Annotated in this window: 22 protein-coding genes; 14 read left to right on the forward strand and 8 right to left on the reverse strand. The window is 37.9% G+C overall.

Going from position 1 to position 23,478, the window contains the following annotated elements; genetic code table 11:
• Positions 1-2: 2 nt before the first annotated feature.
• Together K9N40_02770 and K9N40_02775 are read left to right on the forward strand one after the other, a co-directional pair.
• The gene (locus tag K9N40_02770; GenBank protein ID MCF7813386.1) at positions 3-1,244 is read left to right on the forward strand and encodes a 3-ketoacyl-CoA thiolase; all 1,242 of its coding nucleotides are present in this window, start codon (positions 3-5) and stop codon (positions 1,242-1,244) included.
• 188 nt (positions 1,245-1,432) lie between these two features.
• Complete coding sequence (locus tag K9N40_02775) at positions 1,433-2,371, forward strand: nitronate monooxygenase (protein MCF7813387.1); 939 nt, start codon at positions 1,433-1,435, stop codon at positions 2,369-2,371.
• A gap of 63 nt (positions 2,372-2,434) precedes the next feature.
• On the opposite strand, the gene K9N40_02780 is transcribed toward K9N40_02775, so the two are convergent.
• The gene (locus K9N40_02780; protein MCF7813388.1) at positions 2,435-2,938 is read right to left on the reverse strand and encodes a DUF6125 family protein; all 504 of its coding nucleotides are present in this window, start codon (positions 2,936-2,938) and stop codon (positions 2,435-2,437) included.
• 180 nt (positions 2,939-3,118) lie between these two features.
• On the opposite strand from K9N40_02780, the gene ndk reads away from it, so the two are divergent.
• Positions 3,119-3,520, forward strand: a complete 402-nt coding sequence (ndk, locus tag K9N40_02785) for a nucleoside-diphosphate kinase (GenBank protein ID MCF7813389.1) — start codon at positions 3,119-3,121, stop codon at positions 3,518-3,520.
• 86 nt (positions 3,521-3,606) lie between these two features.
• Here ndk and K9N40_02790 read toward each other — a convergent pair whose 3' ends face one another.
• The 6 genes from K9N40_02790 to K9N40_02815 all read right to left on the reverse strand — a co-directional run bounded on the left by K9N40_02790 (position 3,607) and on the right by K9N40_02815 (position 9,049).
• Entirely contained in the window at positions 3,607-4,800 is a 1,194-nt protein-coding gene (locus tag K9N40_02790) for a pyridoxal phosphate-dependent aminotransferase (protein ID MCF7813390.1), read from the reverse strand.
• A gap of 7 nt (positions 4,801-4,807) precedes the next feature.
• The gene (locus K9N40_02795; GenBank protein MCF7813391.1) at positions 4,808-5,419 is read right to left on the reverse strand and encodes a DUF374 domain-containing protein; all 612 of its coding nucleotides are present in this window, start codon (positions 5,417-5,419) and stop codon (positions 4,808-4,810) included.
• On the reverse strand, positions 5,412-6,542 hold the full coding sequence (gene lpxB, locus K9N40_02800) for a lipid-A-disaccharide synthase (GenBank protein MCF7813392.1): 1,131 nt from the start codon (positions 6,540-6,542) through the stop codon (positions 5,412-5,414). The genes K9N40_02795 and lpxB overlap by 8 nt, the downstream gene beginning before the upstream one ends.
• Entirely contained in the window at positions 6,542-7,246 is a 705-nt protein-coding gene (locus tag K9N40_02805; GenBank protein MCF7813393.1) for a hypothetical protein, read from the reverse strand. Before K9N40_02805 ends, lpxB begins: the two co-directional genes overlap by 1 nt.
• Before the next feature lie 212 nt (positions 7,247-7,458).
• On the reverse strand, positions 7,459-8,640 hold the full coding sequence (locus K9N40_02810) for a DUF401 family protein (GenBank protein MCF7813394.1): 1,182 nt from the start codon (positions 8,638-8,640) through the stop codon (positions 7,459-7,461).
• A 10-nt stretch (positions 8,641-8,650) separates the two neighbouring features.
• Positions 8,651-9,049 (reverse strand): secondary thiamine-phosphate synthase enzyme YjbQ, encoded by a 399-nt coding sequence (locus tag K9N40_02815; protein MCF7813395.1) that lies wholly within the window; start codon positions 9,047-9,049, stop codon positions 8,651-8,653.
• 134 nt (positions 9,050-9,183) lie between these two features.
• Here K9N40_02815 and K9N40_02820 point away from each other — a divergent pair, with 134 nt between their 5' ends.
• Both K9N40_02820 and K9N40_02825 read left to right on the forward strand, forming a co-directional pair.
• Entirely contained in the window at positions 9,184-9,594 is a 411-nt protein-coding gene (locus K9N40_02820) for a PspC domain-containing protein (protein ID MCF7813396.1), read from the forward strand.
• A 9-nt stretch (positions 9,595-9,603) separates the two neighbouring features.
• Positions 9,604-9,783, forward strand: a complete 180-nt coding sequence (locus tag K9N40_02825; protein MCF7813397.1) for a 4-oxalocrotonate tautomerase family protein — start codon at positions 9,604-9,606, stop codon at positions 9,781-9,783.
• Between the two features lie 415 nt (positions 9,784-10,198).
• On the opposite strand, the gene K9N40_02830 is transcribed toward K9N40_02825, so the two are convergent.
• A complete protein-coding gene (locus tag K9N40_02830) occupies positions 10,199-10,381 on the reverse strand; it encodes a hypothetical protein (protein MCF7813398.1) in 183 nt (60 codons plus the stop codon).
• 138 nt (positions 10,382-10,519) lie between these two features.
• On the opposite strand from K9N40_02830, the gene K9N40_02835 reads away from it, so the two are divergent.
• The 9 genes from K9N40_02835 to K9N40_02875 all read left to right on the forward strand — a co-directional run bounded on the left by K9N40_02835 (position 10,520) and on the right by K9N40_02875 (position 23,165).
• Positions 10,520-13,423, forward strand: a complete 2,904-nt coding sequence (locus tag K9N40_02835; protein MCF7813399.1) for a T9SS type A sorting domain-containing protein — start codon at positions 10,520-10,522, stop codon at positions 13,421-13,423.
• 232 nt (positions 13,424-13,655) lie between these two features.
• Positions 13,656-14,279, forward strand: a complete 624-nt coding sequence (locus tag K9N40_02840; protein ID MCF7813400.1) for a hypothetical protein — start codon at positions 13,656-13,658, stop codon at positions 14,277-14,279.
• A 200-nt stretch (positions 14,280-14,479) separates the two neighbouring features.
• Entirely contained in the window at positions 14,480-17,779 is a 3,300-nt protein-coding gene (locus tag K9N40_02845) for a hypothetical protein (GenBank protein ID MCF7813401.1), read from the forward strand.
• A 210-nt stretch (positions 17,780-17,989) separates the two neighbouring features.
• Positions 17,990-18,559: a D-sedoheptulose 7-phosphate isomerase gene (gmhA, locus tag K9N40_02850; GenBank protein ID MCF7813402.1), complete on the forward strand. Its 570-nt coding sequence runs from the start codon at positions 17,990-17,992 to the stop codon at positions 18,557-18,559.
• On the forward strand, positions 18,559-18,996 hold the full coding sequence (gene dtd, locus K9N40_02855; protein MCF7813403.1) for a D-tyrosyl-tRNA(Tyr) deacylase: 438 nt from the start codon (positions 18,559-18,561) through the stop codon (positions 18,994-18,996). Before gmhA ends, dtd begins: the two co-directional genes overlap by 1 nt.
• Positions 18,993-19,217 (forward strand): hypothetical protein, encoded by a 225-nt coding sequence (locus K9N40_02860; protein ID MCF7813404.1) that lies wholly within the window; start codon positions 18,993-18,995, stop codon positions 19,215-19,217. The genes dtd and K9N40_02860 overlap by 4 nt, the downstream gene beginning before the upstream one ends.
• A gap of 27 nt (positions 19,218-19,244) precedes the next feature.
• Positions 19,245-19,577: an HAD-IA family hydrolase gene (locus K9N40_02865; GenBank protein ID MCF7813405.1), complete on the forward strand. Its 333-nt coding sequence runs from the start codon at positions 19,245-19,247 to the stop codon at positions 19,575-19,577.
• A 26-nt stretch (positions 19,578-19,603) separates the two neighbouring features.
• Entirely contained in the window at positions 19,604-20,095 is a 492-nt protein-coding gene (locus K9N40_02870) for a L,D-transpeptidase (protein ID MCF7813406.1), read from the forward strand.
• Between the two features lie 61 nt (positions 20,096-20,156).
• On the forward strand, positions 20,157-23,165 hold the full coding sequence (locus K9N40_02875; GenBank protein ID MCF7813407.1) for a carboxypeptidase regulatory-like domain-containing protein: 3,009 nt from the start codon (positions 20,157-20,159) through the stop codon (positions 23,163-23,165).
• The last annotated feature ends 313 nt before the right edge of the window (positions 23,166-23,478 follow it).

A 23,478-nucleotide genomic window follows, 5' to 3' on the forward strand; every position in this document is an offset into this window, starting at 1 on the left:
TCATGAAAAAATTACGAAGAAAAGTATATATGGCTGCAGGCTATAACACGATTTCTCTTGGAACCGGTAGAAAAGAATTTCATCCCAAAAAGCCCCGTCCGGGTTTGGAACATTATCTTAAAGAAGCTGGAAAAGCAACACTCGAAATGATCGGTGGTGCACAGAACGTAGATGAAAGTGTGGTTGGAAATTTCATGGCAGCCCGTTTTAATAAACAGGGACACCTGGCTGCTTTTGCACCTATGATCGATGAAGGTCTTCGCTACAAACCTTCTGTTCGTGTAGAAGGTGCTTGTGCTTCGGGTGGATTGGCTTTGGCAACTGGGATCAAATCAATTTTAGCTGAAACTGCTGAAGTTGTATTATGCCTTGGTGTGGAAGTTCAGAATACTATGAAAGCAATTTATGGTGCAGACGTTCTGGCTGGAGCTGGCTGGTTCGGAAAAAGAAAGGACGGACACGCCTATTTCTTCCCCGGACAATTTAGTAACAGAGCAGGAGCTTATTACGACAAATATGGTTTTGATTATGCCAGAAAAGGCATGGCAACCTGGTATAAAAATGCAATTGAGAATGCCAGACTTTCTCCAACTGCTCAGGAATATCATAATACAACTGATGATTTGATGGCAGTAGGACTTACAAAACCAAACGGAAAAAATTTTGTAGATCATCTGAGCGTTTACGATTGTTCTAAAGTGTCTGATAGTGCCAGTGCGATTGCTATTCTTTCGGAAGAAGGCTTGCAACGCTGCGGGATTAATAAAGAAGATGCAGTTGAAATTATGGGCTACGGCCAATGTGAAGAAGATCTTACAGAGGAACCCGGAAATATGACAGAAGTGAGTACGATCAAACACACAGTTCATCAAGCTATGGAAAATGCAGGTATCACTAAAAGTGATCTTGCAACAGTTGAATTGCACGACTGTTTCTCTATTGCTGGTATTTTGGGAATAGAAGCTCTTGGTTTTGCTGAACCGGGAAAAGGTGCAGGTTTTGTAGCTGATGGAAATACTGCCAGAGATGGTATTATTCCTACAAACACAACTGGTGGCTTGGTAGGTTGGGGTCATCCAACAGGGGCAACCGGAGTTCATCAAGCGGTTACTATTTGGGAACAGCTTACCGGCAAAGCTGGTGCTGCACAGATCAAAATAAAAGAAGAAAAACCTTACGGCATGACGATAAATATGGGTGGAGACGATAAAACTGTTGTTTCTATAGTTTATAAAAGACCATAATCTAAGGTGTTAGATGAATATACTACGAAAGCGGTGCAGATTTGTACCGCTTTTGTTTTGACCCTATCCCGCTTGCATTTTCGGAGGTACGCTATAAAGAATTTGGTATAAGAAGAGCATGAGGATATTATAAATAAGTGGTTCTAAAGTTAGAACCTGGAAACTATATAAATTGAAGGAGAATTATGATGAACAATAAAATTACAAAATTATTTAATATAAAATATCCAATAATCCAGGGTGGCATGATCTGGTGCAGTGGAGCGAAATTAGCAGCTGCTGTCAGCAATGCCGGCGGATTAGGTTTGATCGGAGCCGGATCGATGTTCCCTGATGTTTTACGGGATCACATCAGGAAATGCAAAACCCTTACCGATAAACCTTTTGGAGTGAATCTGCCGCTTTTGATGGGAGATGCGGAAGAAAAGATCAACATCATTTTATCTGAAGGTGTGAAGATCATTTTTACTTCAGCCGGCAACCCGAAAACGTGGACTTCGTATTTGAAAGAAAAAGGCATGATCATGGTTCATATTGTTCCCGGAACAAAATACGGCATCAAAAGTGAAGCCGCCGGTGTGGATGCTATCGTCGCAGAGGGTTTCGAAGCAGGTGGGCATAACGGCAGAGAAGAAACAACTACCATGTGTCTGATCCCGAAAATTACGGAAGAAGTAAGTATTCCGGTAATTGCTGCAGGTGGAATTGGCAGCGGTAAAGCAATGGCTGCGGCTTTTGCCCTGGGAGCAGATGCAGTTCAGATCGGTTCTCTTTTTGCAGCATGCAGAGAATCATCCGCACACGATAATTTCAAACAAAAGATATTCGAAGCTAAAGAAGGTGAAACGCTTTTGATGCTGAAAAAACTGGCTCCGGTTCGACTTCTGAGTAACGATTTTGCTTTTGAAGTTTATAAACAGGAGTCCACAGGTGCTTCCAAAGATGAACTCAATGAACTTCTGGGAAAAACCAGAGCTAAAAGAGGAATGTTCGATGGAGATATGCAGGAAGGTGAGCTTGAAATCGGGCAAGTTTCATCAATGATAGATAGGCTAAAATCTGCTGGAGAAATTGTTGAAGAGATTTGGTTTGAATATAAGAAAGTATTGAAGAAAATTTCGCTGTAGAGTAAAACCTAACTATATAATGTAGTTTAATTTGCTATACTCTCCATTTTATATCGATAATGTTCAAATTTCGAATTTCCAGGCACAATAAAATTCTTTAGGGTGACGATCGGGAGGACAAGCAATACAGGTGGTTTTTATTCTTGGATCAATAGTTTTTGCAAACTCACTGTATTCTACAATTCCAACGCTTTTGCACGGAAAGTCTGGAAGTCCTTTCTTTGATCGAGCATATTGTACTCTGCATCTATTCATTTTAAAAACAAAAGAGTTCTCCGATTCTTCTGAAATACTCTGAATATTCAATCTGCTATATAATCTAAAAGATAGAGCTTTTTTTAATCCCCTTAAACCACTGTTTTCCGGAATATTATGTCGTGCCATAATTCGCTTTGCTTCAATCCGTGTAAATATTCTCCAAGCTTCTGTATCCAATTCAATTGCTTTTTCAAGTCCATAATTTTTTTCTACCTGTTGAAACCACAGACCATCATGAGCTAACCAATTCTTTGCAAAATCATCCAGCATTCCGATCAGTTGCTCCTTCGACATTTTCCTTAAATCCATAATTTTCCTCCATTTATTTTTCTCTTATATCTTCTGCATAATTAATTTCTTATACCGACCTGTTAGTTATTCTCAGCTAGAATATGTCAAACATTTTTCTTGCTAAAGAAAGTCTTAGAAACAAATTTGCAATTGAAAAGAAGATAAAGTAAATTAATTAAGAAAAATTGGAGAAAAAAAATGAAAGAAAACACCTTACTTTTGATCAAACCTGATGCCACTGGCAGAAACGAAATTGGTCGGATCCTGGCGAAAGTAGAAGAAAACGGATTTGAAATTAATAAGCTGAAAATGTTCAAAATGGATAATGAATTGGCTAACAAATTCTACGCTGAACATGTGGGAAAACCTTTCTTCCCAGATTTGAGCGAATTCATGATGTCCGGCAAGATAATTGGGGCTATGCTGACCAGGGAAGATGCTATATTGAAATTGCGTGAACTGGTTGGAAATACAGACAGCACAAAGGCGAATCTCGGTTCAATTCGAGCAGTACATGGAACATCTAAGGGTGAGAATTCTGTACACGCTTCCGATAGTCCTGAAAGTGCGAAAAGAGAATTGGGATTGATCTTTCCTTAATTCGAGTTTTTATTAGTTCAAATAGCAAACCTTCCAGGTTTTCGAAAACCTGGATGGTTTTTCTTTTACAATAATTTCAGCAAAACCTATTTCAATTTCTTATATTCTGTTAAACCTTCCCGCAAAATCTGCATGGCTTTTTTCAGATCAGTTTCATTCAAAATGTAGGCAATTCTAAGTTCGTTTCTGCCCATGTTTGGAGTGGCATAAAAACCCTGCGCAGGAGCAAACATCACGGTTTCAGCTTGGTGATCAAATTCTTCCAGCATCCATCTGGCAAAATCTTCCGCATCTTCGATAGGCAGTTTGGCAACTATGTAAAAAGCACCCTTCGGAATCACACAAACCACATCTTCAATCTTCTGTAATTCTTCGAAAACAAGGCGGCGGCGTTTGTCATATTCACCCAGAACTTCATTAAAATAATCTTCTTGCAGATCGATTGCTGCGGTTGCAGAAAGCTGTTCCAAAGTAGGTGGACACAATCGAGCTTGCGCAAACTTCAGGGCTGAAGCAATCAGTTCTTTATTTTTGGAAATTATACAACCGATCCTGGCACCGCAAGCACTGTAGCGCTTGGAAATACTATCCACCATGATCGCTCTGTCTGCGATTTTTGGGAAAGCAAGAATACTTGTGTGAGAATATCCATCATACACGAATTCACGATAAACTTCATCGGCGATAACATAAAGGTTGTGTTTTATTGCCAGTTCAGCGATTCTTTCCAGATCTTCTTTTGTATAAACTGCTCCGGTGGGATTGCCGGGATTGCACAGCATGATCGCTCTGGTTTTAGCATTGATCAATTCTTCGAATTTTTCGCTGGCAGGAAGTTGAAATCCATCTTCAGCATAAGTTGTTATCGCTCTTATCTTGATTCCGGTCATTGTGGCAAAACCGTTATAATTGGTATAAAATGGTTCGGGAATAATTAGTTCATCACCCGGATTGCAGGTAACTAACATAGCAAAAACAATCGCTTCGGAACCGGCAGTAGTAACTAAGATATCTTCTGTTTCGAGATTGATTTTGTAGCGAGAATAATATTCGACCAGTTTTTCACGGTAACTTTCCAAACCCTGAGAAGGACCGTAAGCCAGAACTTTATCGCTGTAATTATGATAAACATCTATCATTTTGGCAGGTGTTTCAATATCGGGTTGTCCAATATTCAAATGATAAATTTTCAATCCTTTTTTCTTAGCAGCAATGGCATAAGGCATCAATTTTCTAATCGGTGATGCCTGCACATCTGTGGCACGACTTGATAATTTCATTTTTTCCTCACAATGTATTAATTTTATTTTCTTTTTCCAATTTATCCATGGCATCTTGAACTTCAGCCAATCGAGTGTCTATTTCCGATTTTTCCATAATTTGTAAAGGTTTTCCATAAGTGATGTTTACATGGCTGAATAAATGCGGTAATCTGAACTTGTCCCAGGAATTAAAAACCTTCTCTTTCTGAAGATCTAAAGCTACTGGAACTATCGGATTTCTGGTGAAATACGAAATATATAGAAGCCCGTCTTTGATCTTCTGATTTGGACCTTTAGGACCATCCGGAGTAACGGCAAGAGAAAATTTTTTACTCATTTTTATCATTTTTTTTACAGCAGAACTTCCACCTCTTCGAGATGATCCACGGGCAGTATTATAACCCAGAACATGAGCCGGGCCTGCGATCAATTCTCCATCTTTAGAAGATGAAATTAAAATGACATTTCCCTGTTTGCGATGCAAATATAATAGAGGAATCATGTTGCGATGCCAGAAAGCATAAATTACATTTCCTTTGGGTGGCTGATTGCGTAGATTGAAGCGCAGAGTTTTGCCCAGGATCAGCACGAACCAGGCTGCCAGATACTTTTCCAGAAAAAATAGAATTCTACTCATCGATCAATTCTGTTACTATCTTGGCAACTTCAGTTGAAGCTGTTTTCTTCTGTAAAAGATCATGAATTTCTTTTAACTCGTTTTTCATCTCTTCATATTCGATTTCAGATTCCAGAAATCTTTTTATATTCGCTGCGATGTTCACGCCATTTACTTCATTCTGAATCAATTCCGGAATCAGATCTTTATCCAGAACAATATTGGGAAGACCAATTCTGTCGATCTTGATAAATCTTTTTCCCAGCTCATAAGAGAGTTTACTGGTTCTATAGGCTATCAAAAACGGCGTTCCCAGAAATGCAGTTTCGATAGTAGCTGTACCGGAAGTTACCACCATGAAATCTGAATGTTTGATCATTTCATAACGGTCAGATTCGATTATTTTAGGTTGAGTTTTTGCTTCCTTCAAAAAGCTCTTGAAAACATCATCATTCACAGAACTGGCTCTGGAAAGCAGAAATTCATGTGTTTCAGGATTGAATTCTGTCATTGCTTTTAAATATTCAGGCAGCATCTTTTTTATTTCGTTATCTCTACTGCCGGGTAAAAATCCCAGCCATTTCTTGTTGGAATTCAATTTGTATTTTTTTGCAAAATCAATTTTGTTCAAATTAATTTCAATTTCTTCAGCAATCGGATGACCAACATAAACGGAATTGACTTCATGCTTAGCGAAATATTTTTTCTCGAAAGGAAGAATGTAAGCTATCTGATCGGTAAATTTCTTAAGTTTAAAGATCCGTTTATATTTCCAGGCCCAGAATTGTGGAGAAATGAAATAAAGAACTGGTATCTGAAAGCTTTCTGCCATTTTGGCAATTCTCATGTTCAGTCCGGGATAATCAACCAAAATAATTAAATCAGGTGAATTTTGACGAAAAATGTTTTTGATCTTCTTTTCCACTTTCCAGAAGAATAATATGTGTTTTAAAATCTCACTAAAACCCATCACGGAAAAACGTTCAAATGGAAAAAGCGGTTTAAAGCCAAATTCCTGCATGTGAGGCCCGCCAATTCCGAAGTTTACCCAATCAGGTTTCAGATCCTTTAATTTCTGCAAAACTATCGAAGCATGCAGATCACCCGATTTTTCTCCAGCGATCCAGAAGATCTTTTTTATCATCAAAGGCTTTCCTCAAACAGTTCTTCAATACTGGAAAGTTTGGAACGGTCGATACTGAAATTTACATAATTGGCAAAGTTATCCAAGATGATGAGAGAATTTACATTGGCATCTTTTCCTTTCAAATAGGAAAGTCTTTTGAAAAATGCCAGATTTACATCATGAACTTTTTCGTAAATTTTGATTAAACCTTCTAATTCCCAATCCGGTTCTTCCCCTTTTTTATTTTTAAAATATTGCTGAACCAGATACATGCTCATGGCTCGATACAACGTTTCCTGTGGACTGGCAAAAGGCAGATGGAACCGGACCATAGGTTTCAGTTTGGAAAGGATCGGACAGCCGGAAGTTGCCATGATAATTCCGATCATCGCACTAACTCCCTGCTGTAAGGAAGTATGCTTGCTGTAATTTCGATTTTTGGTTTCCAACACAAATACAGAATCTTCAAAACTTACAGAATCTTTAAAAAATTCCATGATGGGAAACAGATTTTTGGCGACCGGACAGTATTTCACTTCTTCAGAGTTCAATGAACAATTCGGGCATTGTTTGAATTCCAGCAATGACCATTCAGGTAGATCTTCAGTTTCTTTTGGAATGATGCTCAAAGTTTTTGCATCCACCTGAATCTTGAAATCTTTTTGATTTCCATTCACGTCAATTATGTGATATTTAAAATCTAAAATCAAATCTTCACTCAATTCTCCTCCTCGTTAGATCACGGCAAAGTTCCAAAACTGGAACGAAGCCGGATAATTCCCGGCGTAGCTTTGCAACGCCGGATTTTTCTTAATAACATCCGATTGTGCATAGCTCATCGGATCGTTGATCATAAAGCAAAAAACATTCGGAAGAATCCGGCAAAAGCCGGATGCATTCCGAAGTTTCTCAACAACAGATCGCAATAAATTCATCACAACAACACCAAAGCTGCTATATACGAACAACCAAAACCAATTAAACTGGGCAATAAAAGTTTTCCAGCAAAATCTTTATATTTTGCCCCATAAAATTCGATAGAAACCGACACGCAGGGATGAACAGGCGAGATCATGTAGCCGATATAAACTGCTACATACATGATGGCAAAAGCCAGCGGAGTTAGCTCTGCAGCACCATAAGTGGAAATGTAAATTGGAATCAGAATTGAGATGGGAAGTTGAACTCTACCCGTTGCCAGGCTCAGAAAAGCACCTATAAAAATTATCAAAAAGCTTTTGGAAAATACAATTTTGGAAATCTCTTCCGAAACGGGCGAAGCCTGAAAAACATGCAGAAACAGGAAAACTCCAATTATGATCAAGAAATATTTCCAGGGTCTCATTTTTTGGAAAATAGTTTTAAAATCAGTGAAATTCAATTTACCGATTATTGCAGTTAAAATCAAACTGGATGAAATCCCAATCAGCAGAGATATTTCGTCCATCATGCCCAGATTTGATAAAGTTATGTGAATGATCGGTGCTGTTAAAATGATGATCAAAGGAACCAATAATTTACTTATATTCAATTTCTGCGGTCTTGGCATATCTCCTTTTATAGATCGCAAAAAGAAAAAATAACCAAGAAAGAAAAGCAGAAAAAATGCTGGTAAGATGAACAATATTATGCTGTAAATATTTAATCCAGCCATTTTTGATGCTGGCAACAAAGCTCCCAGTGGATAGATCAAAATTAAAATATGACGAAACCAGACGTTGATCGCTGCATAGTGATCATCGGAAATATCTTCACCAGCCCGAATCAGCATGGGAGCAGAAAGCAGCGCACCGCCGGGAATCGGTAAAATCCCCATCAAAGCCGGAGATAACCCCAGGAATACCTGACGTTTCAACTGTAGATTATCCACCAGATCTCTCAGTAGTCCACTCACCTGCAGGCTTCCACCGATCATCGGGATCAAGCCAACCGCGATCGCTAATAATAGAATATCAGTTTGTGTGATCGTTCTGACGATTTCTTCACCAAGTTTGGGAAGTGAAAGATTGAATAATCCTAAAACAACTGCCCCGATTATCAGGGCCAGCCACAAACTTTTCCTGGCAATGATAACAATCAACGCCAAAGCTACCAGAAAACTGATCCAGATGAGCATCTGAAACTACTTAATTTCCTAATATTTTTATATACAGTTTCCTATTTCTAGGACCGTCAAATTCACAAAAATAAATATCCTGCCAGGTTCCCAGAACCAATTGCCCGTTTTCCACGATGATCTGCTGATCACAACCTATCAGAGAACTTTTTACATGAGCATCAGAATTGCCTTCCAGATGACGAAATTCTTTGTAGATTGGTGATATCTTTTCCAGAGAAAAAAGCATATCTCGCGGAACAGTGGGATCAGCATTTTCATTGATTGTAACAGCCGCTGTGGTATGCGGTACAAACAAGGTTATTATTCCATTCTTAATTCCTGATTCGCGGAGAATCTTATTTACTTGAGAAGTTACATCGACCATCTGCTGCCGGCTGGATGTACTCACATTGATCATTTTCAGCATTCTTACCTCCAATTTTCACAGATCAGAATTTACTTCACAGTTTTATATGTCAATCAATTCGCATCATATTTTTCTTGACGAATAAAATCATCAATCGAGCTTCTGAGAAAAGAAAATTCGAAGTTGGAGGTCGTATGAAAAAACTTTATGTTTCACAAGACGATAAAGTGATTCTGGGAATTTGCGGAGGAATTGCTGAAAGCTATGGATTTAATGCCAACCTGGTTCGCTTCTTCTTTATTGTCTCACTTTTCGTGGGAACGGCTGGTTTCTGGATCTATCTGGCTTTAGCTTTCATAATGCCAAAAAAAGATGCTGCTCAGCAGATCATCGACGTGGAGCCGCAAACAGATGAAGAAGGAAAGAAAAAACTGATTCGACTTTGGGAAGGCAGAATGCTGGGAGGCGTCTGCATTGGAATTGCCAGATATTTTGGCTGGGATGTTACTCTGGTTCGGGTTGGGTTTGTAGCTCTTTCTTTTGCCGGCTGGATCGGTGTTATCGGCTATGTAGCTCTCTGGTTTATTCTTCCAAATGAAGATTAAGGAGTTCTGATGCCGATAATTACAATGGAAAATGCGGGAAGCTTAAGCAATGAACAAAAGCAAGAATTGATAAAACGATTTACCGATGCTGTTGTAGACATTACAGGCAAACCTGCTAATTATGTTTACGTTCGCATCGATGAAGTACCACGCACTAATTTTGGCATTGGTGGTAAAAGTTTAGGATAAAAAATTTTGAACTGGAGTTCAGGCTTGACTGGACTTAAGAGCAAAAATTCTCGAGCACAGACGGAACTTAACTCAAGTCTTTTTCCCGTCATTTTGAAGCAATTCCCCTCTTGAGAGGGATGCGACTTTAGTCGCGGGGTGTGTTCACGTTGTGCTTACGGCTTCGCAAAGCTTCGCCGGACACAGTCGAGGGTAAAGCTAAAAAACCTCAGGAAGACGATGTTTTTTTTAGTCATTTTGAAGCAATTCCCCTCTTGAGAGGGGTGCGACTTTAGTCGCGGGGTGTGTTCACGTTGTGCTTACGGCTTCGCAAAGCTTCGCCGGACACAGTCGAGGGTAAAGCTAAAAAACCTCAGGAAGACGATGTTTTTTTTAGTCATTCTGACGCAATTCCCCTCTTGAGAGGGGTGCGACTTTAGTCGCGGGGTGTGTTCACGTTGTGCTTACGGCTTCGCAAAACTTCGCCGGCACAGGTTGGAAGAATCTCATTGCAATTGCGAGATGTAAAGCTAAAAGAATGTTCACGAGATATTTCGAATGTAAAGTTAGAAGAATCCTCAATATGACGAATTACTTTTTCTTCCTTTTTTCGTCTCATTGCGGAATAAAAATTGCATCAAATATTTCCGCTTCAAGCTCTTGGGCAAAAAATTTTGCAGAAGCTTGACAGCAGAAATGAAATAAGTTAACATAAAATTAAGAGTTGGATTTGAACTTTGAAGGAAGGGGGAAGATGATGAAAAAGATCGTACTATTGGGTTTTGTATTGCTTTCTGTTTTATTAACTGCACAATTTGAACCATTTGAATCAGTTGATGAAACCCCTGGTAACGAAAGCTTCCTAGGAAATGAAAGCTGTGCAACTTATAATGGAACAGCTTATTGGACATATTTGAAAAAAAATAATGGTCTGTTGGAAGTAATGCTAGCAAAAAAGCAAAATGACTTAATTGAATATTTTGTTGTCGTCGATAATCAAACATCCTACACTGATTTTTCCAAACCCACAATTTCAATTTCCGAAACAGGTTATATTAACGTAGCTGTATATACTCATAATGGTAGTTTACAACTATTAAAAATTTTCAGGTCTATGGATAATGGCAACACTTTTCAAAATATTGCTAGTTACCAGATTGGAAGCCAGGCGATTGATTCAAATCCATTTTTTAGTGAATCCGATAATATCTATCTAATGGGAAAAACCTACGATTCAGGAGTCTTTGAAAGATCATTAGCCAGCTTTCAGGTTTTCACAGAATACGAAACGAATGAAAATGGTATTCCTGCTCAATCTGGACCTATGACATATTGTGGAGCGAATGGAGAATATTTTGGACCGATTCATTCCAATGATGATATTTACATCAGTGAATATGGCGGCTGGCCGGTATTTCATGATTCTGTAACAACAGCAGGACAATTTATCTCAATTAATGGAACAATTCCCTATGATGATGTTTTTTTAGGTGGATATACCGAAAACGTTGATCATCGTAATATCGATGCGAGCGTTCTACCAAACAACGCTGCTCATATTGGAATGGGTGTAGATATTATTTATATGAAATTGAATGGTGGATCAATTCAAACAAAATATGGTAATATTGTAATAAGTGACACCCTCGAGATTCCAGTTTACAGTTGGTTTCCGCAAGAAGCTGCAACTGCAAATATCATGGCAAATGCCAATCAAAACTGGTTTGAAGAAACTGACGTGATCTGGACAAATGAAGTAACCATCTACGATACAATCTGGTCGACTGGACCAACGCTTCCCATTTCTCCTTACGGATCAGCTTATTATTTGCCGGATTCCGAATTATGGATAGAAGGAGTGCTATCAGGTAAACTTGTTGTTGGAACATCAAAAAATGTATATATAGTTGATGATATTACTTATGCCAATACAACACCAGGTACACCGCCAGACGATCCAAATAATCCAAATACGACAGATTTTTTCGGTTTGGTTTCTGAACAAGATATTGTTATAAAATATAAACATCGCGATCCTTTTATGAATAATGTAATAAGATCCGGAAACTGCAATGATGTATACCTTTATGGTGCTTATGCAGCTTTAGGATTAGGATCGGGAACAAATCCTCAAGACGATGGAATCTTTACTTTCGAATATCAGCATCCGCACGGTTCAACACCAGATTTTGTCGCTTTAAGCCCTTACACGATGCAGGATACTACTTACACTTTTGTTGATCTTCACAAATACATTTTTCCAATTCAAGATAATTTACCGGCTAATATCGATGGATTCAATTTACACGGCAATATGCCAGTTGCTGCATATTTTTGCTGTGGCTATCCTTATGAAAGTGATGAATATGCAAACTCTTATCCCAATAACGATCCGCAAAATTACATCTATCCATATGGAACGGATTTTCCCTGGTACAATCCTGTTTGGCCGGAATCATCGGAAGATATCGTTTTTGAAAGGGGAACAATTCACCTTTGGGGTTCTATGGCTCAAATGAGAAAAGGTTACATTCATCGCAGTGGTAGTGATGATTTCAATCATCCACCTGGAAATAATGAATGGGATATCGATAATTTCCATTTCGATGGACCTCATCCTAGTACAGGTTATGATAAAAATTATCATTATGACAGCAGATTGAACAGTGTCGAAATTCCAAATTATCCCACACTAAATTATGATGTTATGAATTTTGAAAGTTTAAATCTATATAAATCAGATAATAACGGTTTCAGTTTTGAAGAAACCCATTCTTTTCCCATTTCTTCTGAAATCTCAAATTACCATTTCGATACAAAATGTGAAAAAATAGTAATCGCTTATCAACTTGTAAACGATGATTACCTTCATTTAATTTATACTGAGAATAATCTAAATTATGAAGTATATGCTCTTCCCATTATAGATGGTACATTCAAAAAAGTAGCATTAGCCAATGATGTAATCATACTTCTAATTTCATACCCAAATCAAGATGTGGTTGCCGAATTCGATCCAATTAGTTTGGATTTTAATGTTTTAGGAAACTACGAACCAAGTAATTTGACCTCACTTGTTTCAAACCCAGCTGGTTCTGTAATCTACATCCAGGAATCAGCAAACACTACTGAAACAGATTTTGATTTCAATTATACTAATACGAATTCCATTTTGGGTGGAATGTACAATTGGCAGTCACAGTTTTCGAATATCAACCAGGAATATTCCGATCTGGGAATAAATATTATTTCTGATGATCAGGTAATATTAAATCTTCTTTTTGCTGAAGAAAATGCAGTTGAAAACTGGGGTAATCTTCATTCTTCTACTGGTTTTCTAGATGATTTCGTTGGTATTGTTCATTATGACGTTATAGAATCAGGAATATTACTCTCCAATTACCCCAACCCCTTCAATCCATCCACAACGATCAGCTTCAACGTAACGCAAAGTTCCGACTTTGCGACAATAGAAATCTACAACTTAAAAGGTCAAAAAGTGAAGACTTTCCCGATCTACCCATCAACTGATCAACCGATTAACTCGGTTACATGGAATGGAACAGATAATGACAACAAACCCGTTTCATCAGGAATTTATTTTTACAAATTGAAAGCTGGACAACTTGAGAAAACAAAGAAAATGTTGCTGTTGAAATAGTAAACTTCGGAATGCATCCAGCATCTGCTGGATTCTTCCGAATGTTGTTTGTATTTTATTAATTTAACAATCTGATGAACTGCGGACAATCAGATGTTGAGAAACAATCTGATGAACTGCGGACAATCGGATGTTGAGACACAATCCGATGAGCTTCGCACAATCGGATGTTGAGGATTATCCGGCTTCGTTCCGAAAATCGAAACTACGCCGGGATCTTCGAGGAGGAGATATGTTATTTAGAAAATTTAAAATCGTTCTAGTTATTTGCTCGATCTTGTTTTTACTTTCCTGTACAAAATCTACCGAACCAACTGATCAAACAGTTTTCCAGCCATTGAATATTAGCGATTTCTGGGATTTCTATTTTAGTACGAATGACTCCGTTCTTAGATATTCAGTAGAAGAAAAACTTGATTTGCAAGTTGATGGTGAGTTGAAAGAAGTAAGCAGGATTAAAATGGCTAATCTTAATTACTATCAATTCAATGATGACGACGGTTTGCATGCTGTAAGAAAATTGCAAAGTACAACTGGGCAAGACAGTTTACTGGATTATTCTTATCTGCTTTATAAATTCCCTGTCGAATTAGATGAAACGTGGATTCAAGATCTCGATAACGATGGATTTACAACAGGAGATAATACTGTAAAATGTGTTTCCAAAGATTACTTGATCAATTATGATGGTGAAAATTTACACTGCCTTGTTTATAAAACCTATAGCCCTGATTTAAGTGATAACTACGTTCTCTCTTATTTCTGTCCTGGAATCGGTTTGATAAAGCAAACAATTTTCGACTTGGAGAATAACTCCATCCAAGAAAAGTATTTGGTTGAATATGAATTGAACTAACTTCGGAATGCATCCAGCATCTGCTGGATTCTTCCGAATGTTGTTTGTATTTTATTAATTTAACAATCTGATGAACTGCGGACAATCAGATGTTGAGAAACAATCTGATGAGCTGCGCACAATCGGATGTTGAGACACAATCGGATGTTGTGAAAGATTCTGCTTGCTTCTTTGCAGCCTGCCAAAATATTTTGGGCTGCATGAAGAAATGGAAGTTAAAAAAAAATATAAATAGAAGGTTATTATTCTTTTTTGGAATGATATTAATTTCCAATATCCTGTTTTCTTTCAATTTCTTCTCCCCCATTTCAAATTCGGAACGCATTAACGTAACTAACGAAAAACGTGAATTTGTTCTGTCGCACAATCCTGTAATTATCAATTCTGAATTTGTAATTAAGGACTCCATCCAACTCAAAAGAAATCAGGATTACACAATTGACTATCTAACTGGAAAAATAACCTTCACTCAAAATTTGGGAAACGTTTTTGTTGAATATCAAAAATATCCAGCAGATCTAAAAGAAAAATTTTACCTGTTTGAAGAACAGGAATATTCAGTTGATAAAAAAGTAAAACTCCCGCCAAAACGAAATCCGCTGTTTTCCAATACAACTAAACTGCAGATCTCGGGAAGTAAAACCATCGCTGTCTCTGTTTCCCGAAATGAAGATTTCAGTTTAGATCAATCTCTGTTCCTGAAAATGGATGGTGAATTAAGCGAAAATTTAAACATCGAAGCTCAACTTTCCGACAGCCAAACTCCTATCACACCAGAAGGAAACAGCCGGGAAATCAGCAATCTGGACAAAGTTTTTCTGCGGCTTTACAGCACAAATTACGAACTGGCTTTTGGTGATCTTGAAGTTGATTATCATAACACGAAGTTTATGAATTATGCTCCCAAATTCGAAGGCTTGAAAGCAACCTGGCAACGCCGAAATACTTATCAAGCTGCTTTGGCAATTTCCAAAGGAAAAAGTACTTCCATCCAGTTTGCAGGCGTTGAAGCTAAACAGGGTCCGTATTATCTGACCAATAATTCCTCTCAACTTATTCAGGTGGTGGCGGGAACGGAACAGGTTTTCTTGAACGGAAAACAGATGCAGCGCGGTGATGATTATATCATTGATTATGCGGAAGGAAGTATCACATTCGACAATAAACATTTCATTTCTTCCAACTCTCTGATCCAGGTAAATTTCCAATACAGCGACGAATATTTCCGTCAGAACATGTACCTGGCGCATTCAGAAGTAAATATTTCAGAAAAATTCAAGATCAGGAATTACCTTGTTTTTCAGAACGATGACAAAGATAATCCTCTGCAGACCGAATTTACCGAAGCGGATATCGATTCTCTTACAAGCGGCGGCGATAAGGAAATTTGGGGCAGCGGTGTTTATGAGACAGAAGATGGAGATTATATTTTAACCGATAACGGCTTTTATGAGTATGTTGGGAATGATTCTACGATTGTGGGAAATTATACAATTCATTTTGAATTTGTAGGATTTGAGCAGGGAGATTATGACTTGGTAGATAATGAAAATTACTACATTTTCGCGGGAACTGGAGAAGGCGATTATCTACCGATTACCAAGCTTACAGCACCTCAGAAAAAAGCCAATTATGATTTAATCCTGGATTACGAAACCGAAACTTTCCAAACTTCTGCTGAAGCCATTTATACTCAACATGACAGAAATACTTACAGCAAAAAAGATGATGGAGATAACGAGGGATTCGCAGCAAATTTTTCTACTCGCTATTTTCCAGACCTTGATCTTATCAAGCCAGATTTTTCTGTTAATTACAGGCTGATCGGAAAAAACCTGAATACTTTTGCTGAGCTTTCCAATCCGCTGGCAAATTATGAATCTGTGCAAATTCCCGATTCTGTTGCCAATAACACTTTCAACGGAAATTTAAAATTCAATATAAAAGATTTCATCTCTCCTGAATTCAGATTTTCCCAAAAAAAAGCCAAAGATTTTGCCGATCAGAATTATTATTACTTATCAAGTATTTCTAAACAATTGAAGTATATTCCTGCCATCAATTACAAATTCGCAAAATTGGCTAGAGAATATGAAACCAGTCAAACTTTCAGATTTGATCAACACGATCTTGACAGCAGATACAAGATCAACTGGCTGCAGTTCAATTTTATCTATCATAACAAAGAAACAGATCAGAAATTAAACATTTATTCATCCCAAATCTCAAACAAAAACTGGCAAATTGGGATGCAGACAATTAATACAAAAAAATTTGGTGTTGAGTTCTTTCTGAAAAAAGAACTTCAAAAAACTGTGATCGATACAACAGATGTTCCTTTTAAAGATGAAACATCCTATACTTTTGGCATCAATTCCAAACTTAATCTAAAGAATCATAATGCAGATCTTCAATTTTCGCATAGAGAAATTTATGATGATGTGGAGAATGATAAGAAAAATTTTGATCTGGCAGAGATAAATACGGGAAATTCTTTCTTTAAAAGATCAATTTCTCTTACTTCCGGTTACGCTTTCCAAAATGTGGAATTCTATCCCAAAATCCGGGAACTGCAGCTTATCGGAGAAGGAATGGGTTCTTACGATGAAGATTCACTTTATGTTGGTTTTGGACAAGGAGATTACGATTGGAAGATAGTTGAGATCGATTATGATAATCCACAAATGAGCGTGGAAGTAAATACAAATTTTACTCTGAACTTAACTCCATCCATGATCACCGAATCTTTCCTGAAAAAAATAAAGACCGAATCTAATCTGCAGATCTCAGAAAATTCTAAAGCAGCCGATAAAACAAAAATCTACCTGCTGAATCCTGATATTCTAATGAATAAGGAAAGTTCTCTGTACAGTAGAATACTGCAGCAGCAGACGGTTTGGCTGGATATCATAAAGAATAAATTGAGAGCCAAATTGCGCTATAAACAGGAAGATATTCTAGATAATCGATACAATGAGATTTCGGAAGAAACCAATAAACTGAATTGGGAAGGCAACCTGAGATTTTCGGCAATTTCCAAAACTGTCATCGAACTGATTTTAGAAAGAAATGAAACCGAAGAATCTCGCTATCAATCCTTCTCGGAAATCGATAGCTATGCTCTGGAAATCCGCAATCAAATTACCGATGATGCCAATTTGAAATCCGCTCTGGAATACGGTAGAGAAGCAGGAAGAAAAACAGATAATTCAAGTGATTATGAGATTGCTTCTTACAAGTTAACAGAAATATTAACTTATTATCTGAGTAGCAAATACAGATTTTTTGGAAAGGTCAGCTGGAAAAGAAATGAACGTACCGGATCGGAATTTCTGAGTTTTTTGGATGACAAGAAAGACGGTAATATTATTAAGTGGAATCTGAATTTTGATTATAGAGTGAGTTCGATCACTTCTGCCCATTTTGAATATTCAGGAGAAGTAATTCCCGATAAACCGACCGAACACAAAATAAGTTTGGAAGTGAAAGCTGAATTTTAGAAAATTTATCGTCTACTTTCACTCCCTTTGTAAGAGAGCTGTTCGACGAAGGAGAACTGTGGGTTTTGAAATAATAACAAAAAAATGAAAAATTTGCTAACTCCTTAGTTCTGCATTGTTGTGTAAGAAAAAAAACGCAGAACATTTCCCCTTAACAGGGGAACAAAAAGGAGATAAGATTTAGAAGGAAAAAGTATGATAGAAAATGTAATGAATTCGTTGAAGGAAGCAGCAACTCATTTTGCTCGTTTTTTGCATGAAACAGAAAATTCCGAAACAATCCTGGCAGCTTCGGAAATGATAGCTGCAGCGTTTTCCAAAGGCAATAAAGTTCTTATCTGCGGAAATGGCGGCAGCAGTACAGATGCCATGCATTTTGCCGAAGAATGTACCGGCAGATTCCGCAAAGACCGCCAAGCTTTGCCAGCAATTTCTCTCACCGATCCATCACACATCACTTGCGTTGCCAACGATTTTGGATTTGATCAGATTTTTGCCCGGGGAGTGGAAGCTTACGGAAATGAAGGTGATATTTTCATTGGAATTTCTACCAGCGGAAATTCTAAAAATGTGATCGAAGCTGTGAAAACTGCTAAAGAAAAAGGCATGAAAACGATTTTTTTGACTGGAAAAGATGGTGGGAAACTGTCTGGGAAATGCGATCTGGAAATCATCGCTCCCGGAGAAACAACAGATCGTATTCAGGAAATTCATATCTGCGTGCTGCACATTATTATAGAAACTGTAGAACGAATTGTATTCCCGCAAAACTATAAATAATGAAATTAGTAGTGCAGAGAGTATCACAAGCTTCAGTTAGCGTCGATGAAAAAATCATTTCCACGATTGGAACAGGATTTCTGATCATGATTGGCGTAAGCATCCATGATGATGGAAACCAGATCGACTGGCTGGCAAAAAAGGTGAGTGAATTACGCGTATTTCCCGATGAAAAAGGTAAAATGAATTTATCGATCAAAGATATTGGCGGAGAAGTGCTGTTGGTTTCTCAATTTACTTTGTATGCCAGTTGTCAAAAAGGCAGACGACCAGATTTCAATAATGCAGCCAAGCCGGATCTGGCAGAAAAACTTTACCTGAAATTCGGTGAAAGCCTGAAGCTAAAAGATGTGCCAGTCAAATTCGGTGAATTCGGTGCTATGATGCAGGTGAAACTTTGTAATGAAGGTCCGGTAACGATAATTCTGGAACGATGATAAAGAACATAATTTTTGATCTGGGAAAAGTTCTGATAGATTATGATTTCAATCTTTTTTTCCAGGCTTGTGGTTTGGAACCTGATAAAATTGATTTTAAAGATGACATTTCACTAATTTTGAAATTTGATTCTGGTCTTATCTATCGTAAAACATTCTATAAAGAAATGAAAACAAGTTTCAATTTTGATCTTATTCAATCTGATTTTGAAAAAGCCTAGTGCAGTCTGTTTTGGGAAAATACTAAAATGATCGATTTTGCCAAAAAGTTATCTTCCAAATATAAGATATTCATTCTTTCCAATACAGATGAAATTCATTTTCCATATATTTGGAAAACTTTTCCTTCGCTACATATTTTTGCTCAGAACTTAATGCTTTCCTACCAATTGGGCTGTATGAAACCAAATCTCGAGATTTATTCCAAAGCCTTATCTATGCACAAATTAAAAGCAGAAGAATGTATCTTCATCGATGATAAACTGGAAAACATGAGAGCTGCCGAAAAATTTGGCATGACATCAATTTTGCACATCAACAATAAAAAAACTTTCATTGATGTCTCTAAACACTTGACGTAATAGTAAGGATATAAACCTTTAGTTTTATGAATAAAAAAGGAAGTATGAGAGTTGTGGTAAATGCCAAAAAACAGCTCATGACTATCTACAAGAATGATGAAGTATTCAAAACTTTTCCTGTTTCTACATCAAAATTTGGAATCGGAAATAAAATCGGCAGTCGAAAAACGCCTTTAGGAAAACACAAAATCAGTGCAAAATTCGGCAAAAATGCACCTGAAGGATCAATATTTAATGGCAGTCGTAATACTGGCGAGATCATCAGTCAGAATGAAGATTTTTACAAAGGGCAAGATCTGATAACCACCAGAATTCTACAATTGGAAGGCTTGGAAGAAGGCATTAATAAAGGTGATGGTATCGATTCTGCCAAAAGATATATTTGGATTCATGGAACTACTCAGGAATCAATGATCGGTAAACCAGCATCACAAGGTTGTATCCGCATGAAAAATAAGGATATCATAATTTTTTTTGATATTGTGCGCGTAGGAACAAAAGTAGAGATTACTAAATAAAAAAAAAGAACCTGTATGGAGAGTGCAGGTTCAAATCAATATATGACTTAGGAGGTCAAAAATGAAAAAAATGGTTATTTTATTCGTATTAGCAATCCTGGTTTTTTCTTTGAACGCTGTAGATACAGCTGAAATCAATGAAGAACAGGGAATTGATGTTGTAAATCATCATTCAAATTCTGGAACACGCTCCACAAGAGATATTCCCGATGATGGACTGCTCTTGATTCCGGATTCCGGTGATGATCGTGTAATGGCTTTTGATCCAGCCACAGGTGATCTTTATGATGCAGATTTTATTCCCATGAATGCTAATTTGTCAACTCCAATTGCAGCAGCTCTTCATCCCGATGGCAATAGCATTCTGGTTTCAGATCAAATAGAAGATGGCGTTCTTCAATATGATCTGGATGGAAACTTTATGGGTTGGTTTGCCCCAGCCGGAGGTGTTAATACAGCTGTTTTAGATAATGTCCGCGGCTGGGATTTAAAAGCTGATGGCAACATTCTAGTGACAACAGCTGGTGGCGGAAATACTGATGCAGTAGCAGAATTTGATGCGTCTGGCAACTATCTGGGAAATTTCATTGAGCCCAATTCTGCCATTATGGATGGTCCATTTTGTGTTTTATACCGAGATGCTCAGGATGATTATCTGGTAACTGCCAGCACATCCGATGCAGTACACCAATACGACAATGCCGGTGCTTATATCGGCGATCTGGTTTCTGGAATTCAATTTCCTGAACAAGTTTCAATTGCTTCCAACGGCAATCTGCTGGTAGCAGGATTCAGCGTTCCATCCGGAGTTTACGAATATACCAGCGATGGAACTCAAGTCGGTTATTATGACGTAGTCGGCAGCCCGCGTGGAGTTTATGAACTTCCCAATGGAAACATTTTAGTTACAAATGGTGCCGGAGTTTATGAGATAGATAGAAGCAACAACCTGGTATCCACAAAAATCGACGGAGTAAATGCCAGATTTGTATATTTCGTAGAAGGCAGCGGCGGTGGTGGAAACACTGTAGTATTTGAAGATGACTTTGAAAGTGGACTGACAAATTGGGTATTGGAAGCAGATCCTGCCGCAAATAATACGTGGGATCTGGTAGATGGTCAATACCATTCTGCTACACATTCACTAACAGAAAGTCCCGGTGGAAACTATTCTCCCGATGTAACCTATACAGCAACAATCGCCAATCCTCTGGATTTTTCTACCGCCATGGAAGCCAGCCTGAACTTCTGGATGAAATACGATATTGAAGGTGGATTGTTTGATTTCTTGTATATTGATGTTTCTCCTGACAATGGTGCAACCTGGGTAAATATCGGAACCTATTATGGAGAAGGAAACGACTGGGATGAATATACAATTTCTCTGGGAGGATTTGTAGGAAATTCTCAGGTTCTTGTTCGCTGGCAGATCGTTACAGACGGTGGATACGAAGTTAATGGAATGTATCTGGATGACGTTGTTATCTCTACTTCCGACGTAGATAACACTCCACCATTGATCTTGCATGATGGTCCGGATTTTTATGAAGGAACCGATGAAGATTATACCTTTGAAGCTGAGATCATCGATATTTCCGGTTTAGCTTCTGCTGATGTTGTTTTCACTGTAGAAGGTGGAACAGAACAAACATTACCATCTACCGGAAATACCGGAAACATCTATTCATTCACAATTCCATTCCATGATTATGGCGATCAAATCGATTATAAAGTAGTTGCTGTGGATGCTTCTCCTCAAGCTAATGAAGGTGAAACAGTAATAAATTCTTATATTGAAGGTACTCATCTCATCTATGATAATGGCGTTGTAGATTTCTATATTACTTTTGCCGAAGGCACGGGCGCAGCAGTGAAAATGCTTAATCCAGCCGGAATGGATCTGAATTTGGATTTTGCTCTTATTAGAAATTATACAGATACAAACAATACAAATGATGATTTTGAATTCCATGTTTGGGATGATAACGGCGGAGTTCCTGGTGATGATCTGATCACTCCATTTATGGTTACACCCGAAGCTACTTTAGCAAATAACAGCCCCATGACCAGAATAGATCTGCGACCTTATGCTGCACAACTTGATGATATCCAGGGTGATTTCTATATTGGATTTCTTATTCCAACTGGCATTGTAGCTTGCACAGAAACTTCTCCTGGTTCATTTGGCCAATCTTATGCCTGGAATGGTGCAAGCTGGACTCTGGATACTGCTGATTTCCATTTCAGATCGGTAGTAGAACTTGTTCAAGGTGTTGTTCCTGGTACTATCGCAGGTGTAGTAACAGATACAGATACCGGTGATTTCATCGAAGGTGCATTGGTTACTGCAGGTGTGTATACTACAACAACCGATGCTGATGGTGAATATTCTTTTGATGTTGATCCTGATACATATGATGTAGAATGTTCATTCGATGGTTATGAAACTTCCACTCAAACTGGAATTGTTGTAACTTCTGGCAATACATCTCAAGTAGATTTTGCACTTCAGCATATGTACAATCCTCCAGTAAACTTAACTTATACTTACACAGCTCCAAATGTAATCCTGCAATGGTCTGCTCCTGTTGGACCAGGATTGACCGGATACAATATTTATAGAAATGATGAAGTTATCAACACAGTAACTTCTCTTCTGTTTATCGATCCAAACGTTCCTGCCGGAACTTATACATATTACATTACAGCATTATATGGAGATTACGAATCTGTTCCATCTAACGAAGTAGAAGTAGAAGTTCCTGTTGGCAACGATCCAAATCTATTACCAACAGTTACCAAGCTTGGTGGAAATTATCCAAATCCATTCAATCCGACTACATTGATCAATTTCAGCGTAGCAGAACATGGTCATGTAAGCATCGAAGTTTATAACATCAAAGGTGAAAAAGTAAGTACACTCAGAAATAATGAAATGGATGCCGGTAATTACAGTGTAACCTGGAACGGAATCGACGATAACGGAAGATCTGTTTCCAGCGGAGTTTATTTCTACAAAATGAAAGCTGGTAAATATGGTGAAACTAAAAAAATGATCCTGATGAAATAGTCCTTCGGAATTTCACGGGACAGGTTCTGATGAAATAGAAATATGAAAACCTTGCGGATGGTCATTTGACCTCCGCAATGGTTTATTATGCAACCATTCGTAAGGTCTTATAAATTAAACCATTACGAAGGTTAGTTTTATATCTGCCCCGGTTTCTGCCGGGGCATTTTTATATTAACCCAAGTTTCGGCAAAATGCCTCTAAGTTCTTATTTTGCAAGGGCGGCTTTTTTGTTTGGGCACTACATTCTTACTTTCACATCATGATATTTCCGATTAAATTTGAACTTGAGATTTAATTTCTGATATATTTC

This window comes from Candidatus Cloacimonadota bacterium, from assembly GCA_021734245.1.
GTDB lineage: Bacteria > Cloacimonadota > Cloacimonadia > Cloacimonadales > TCS61 > B137-G9.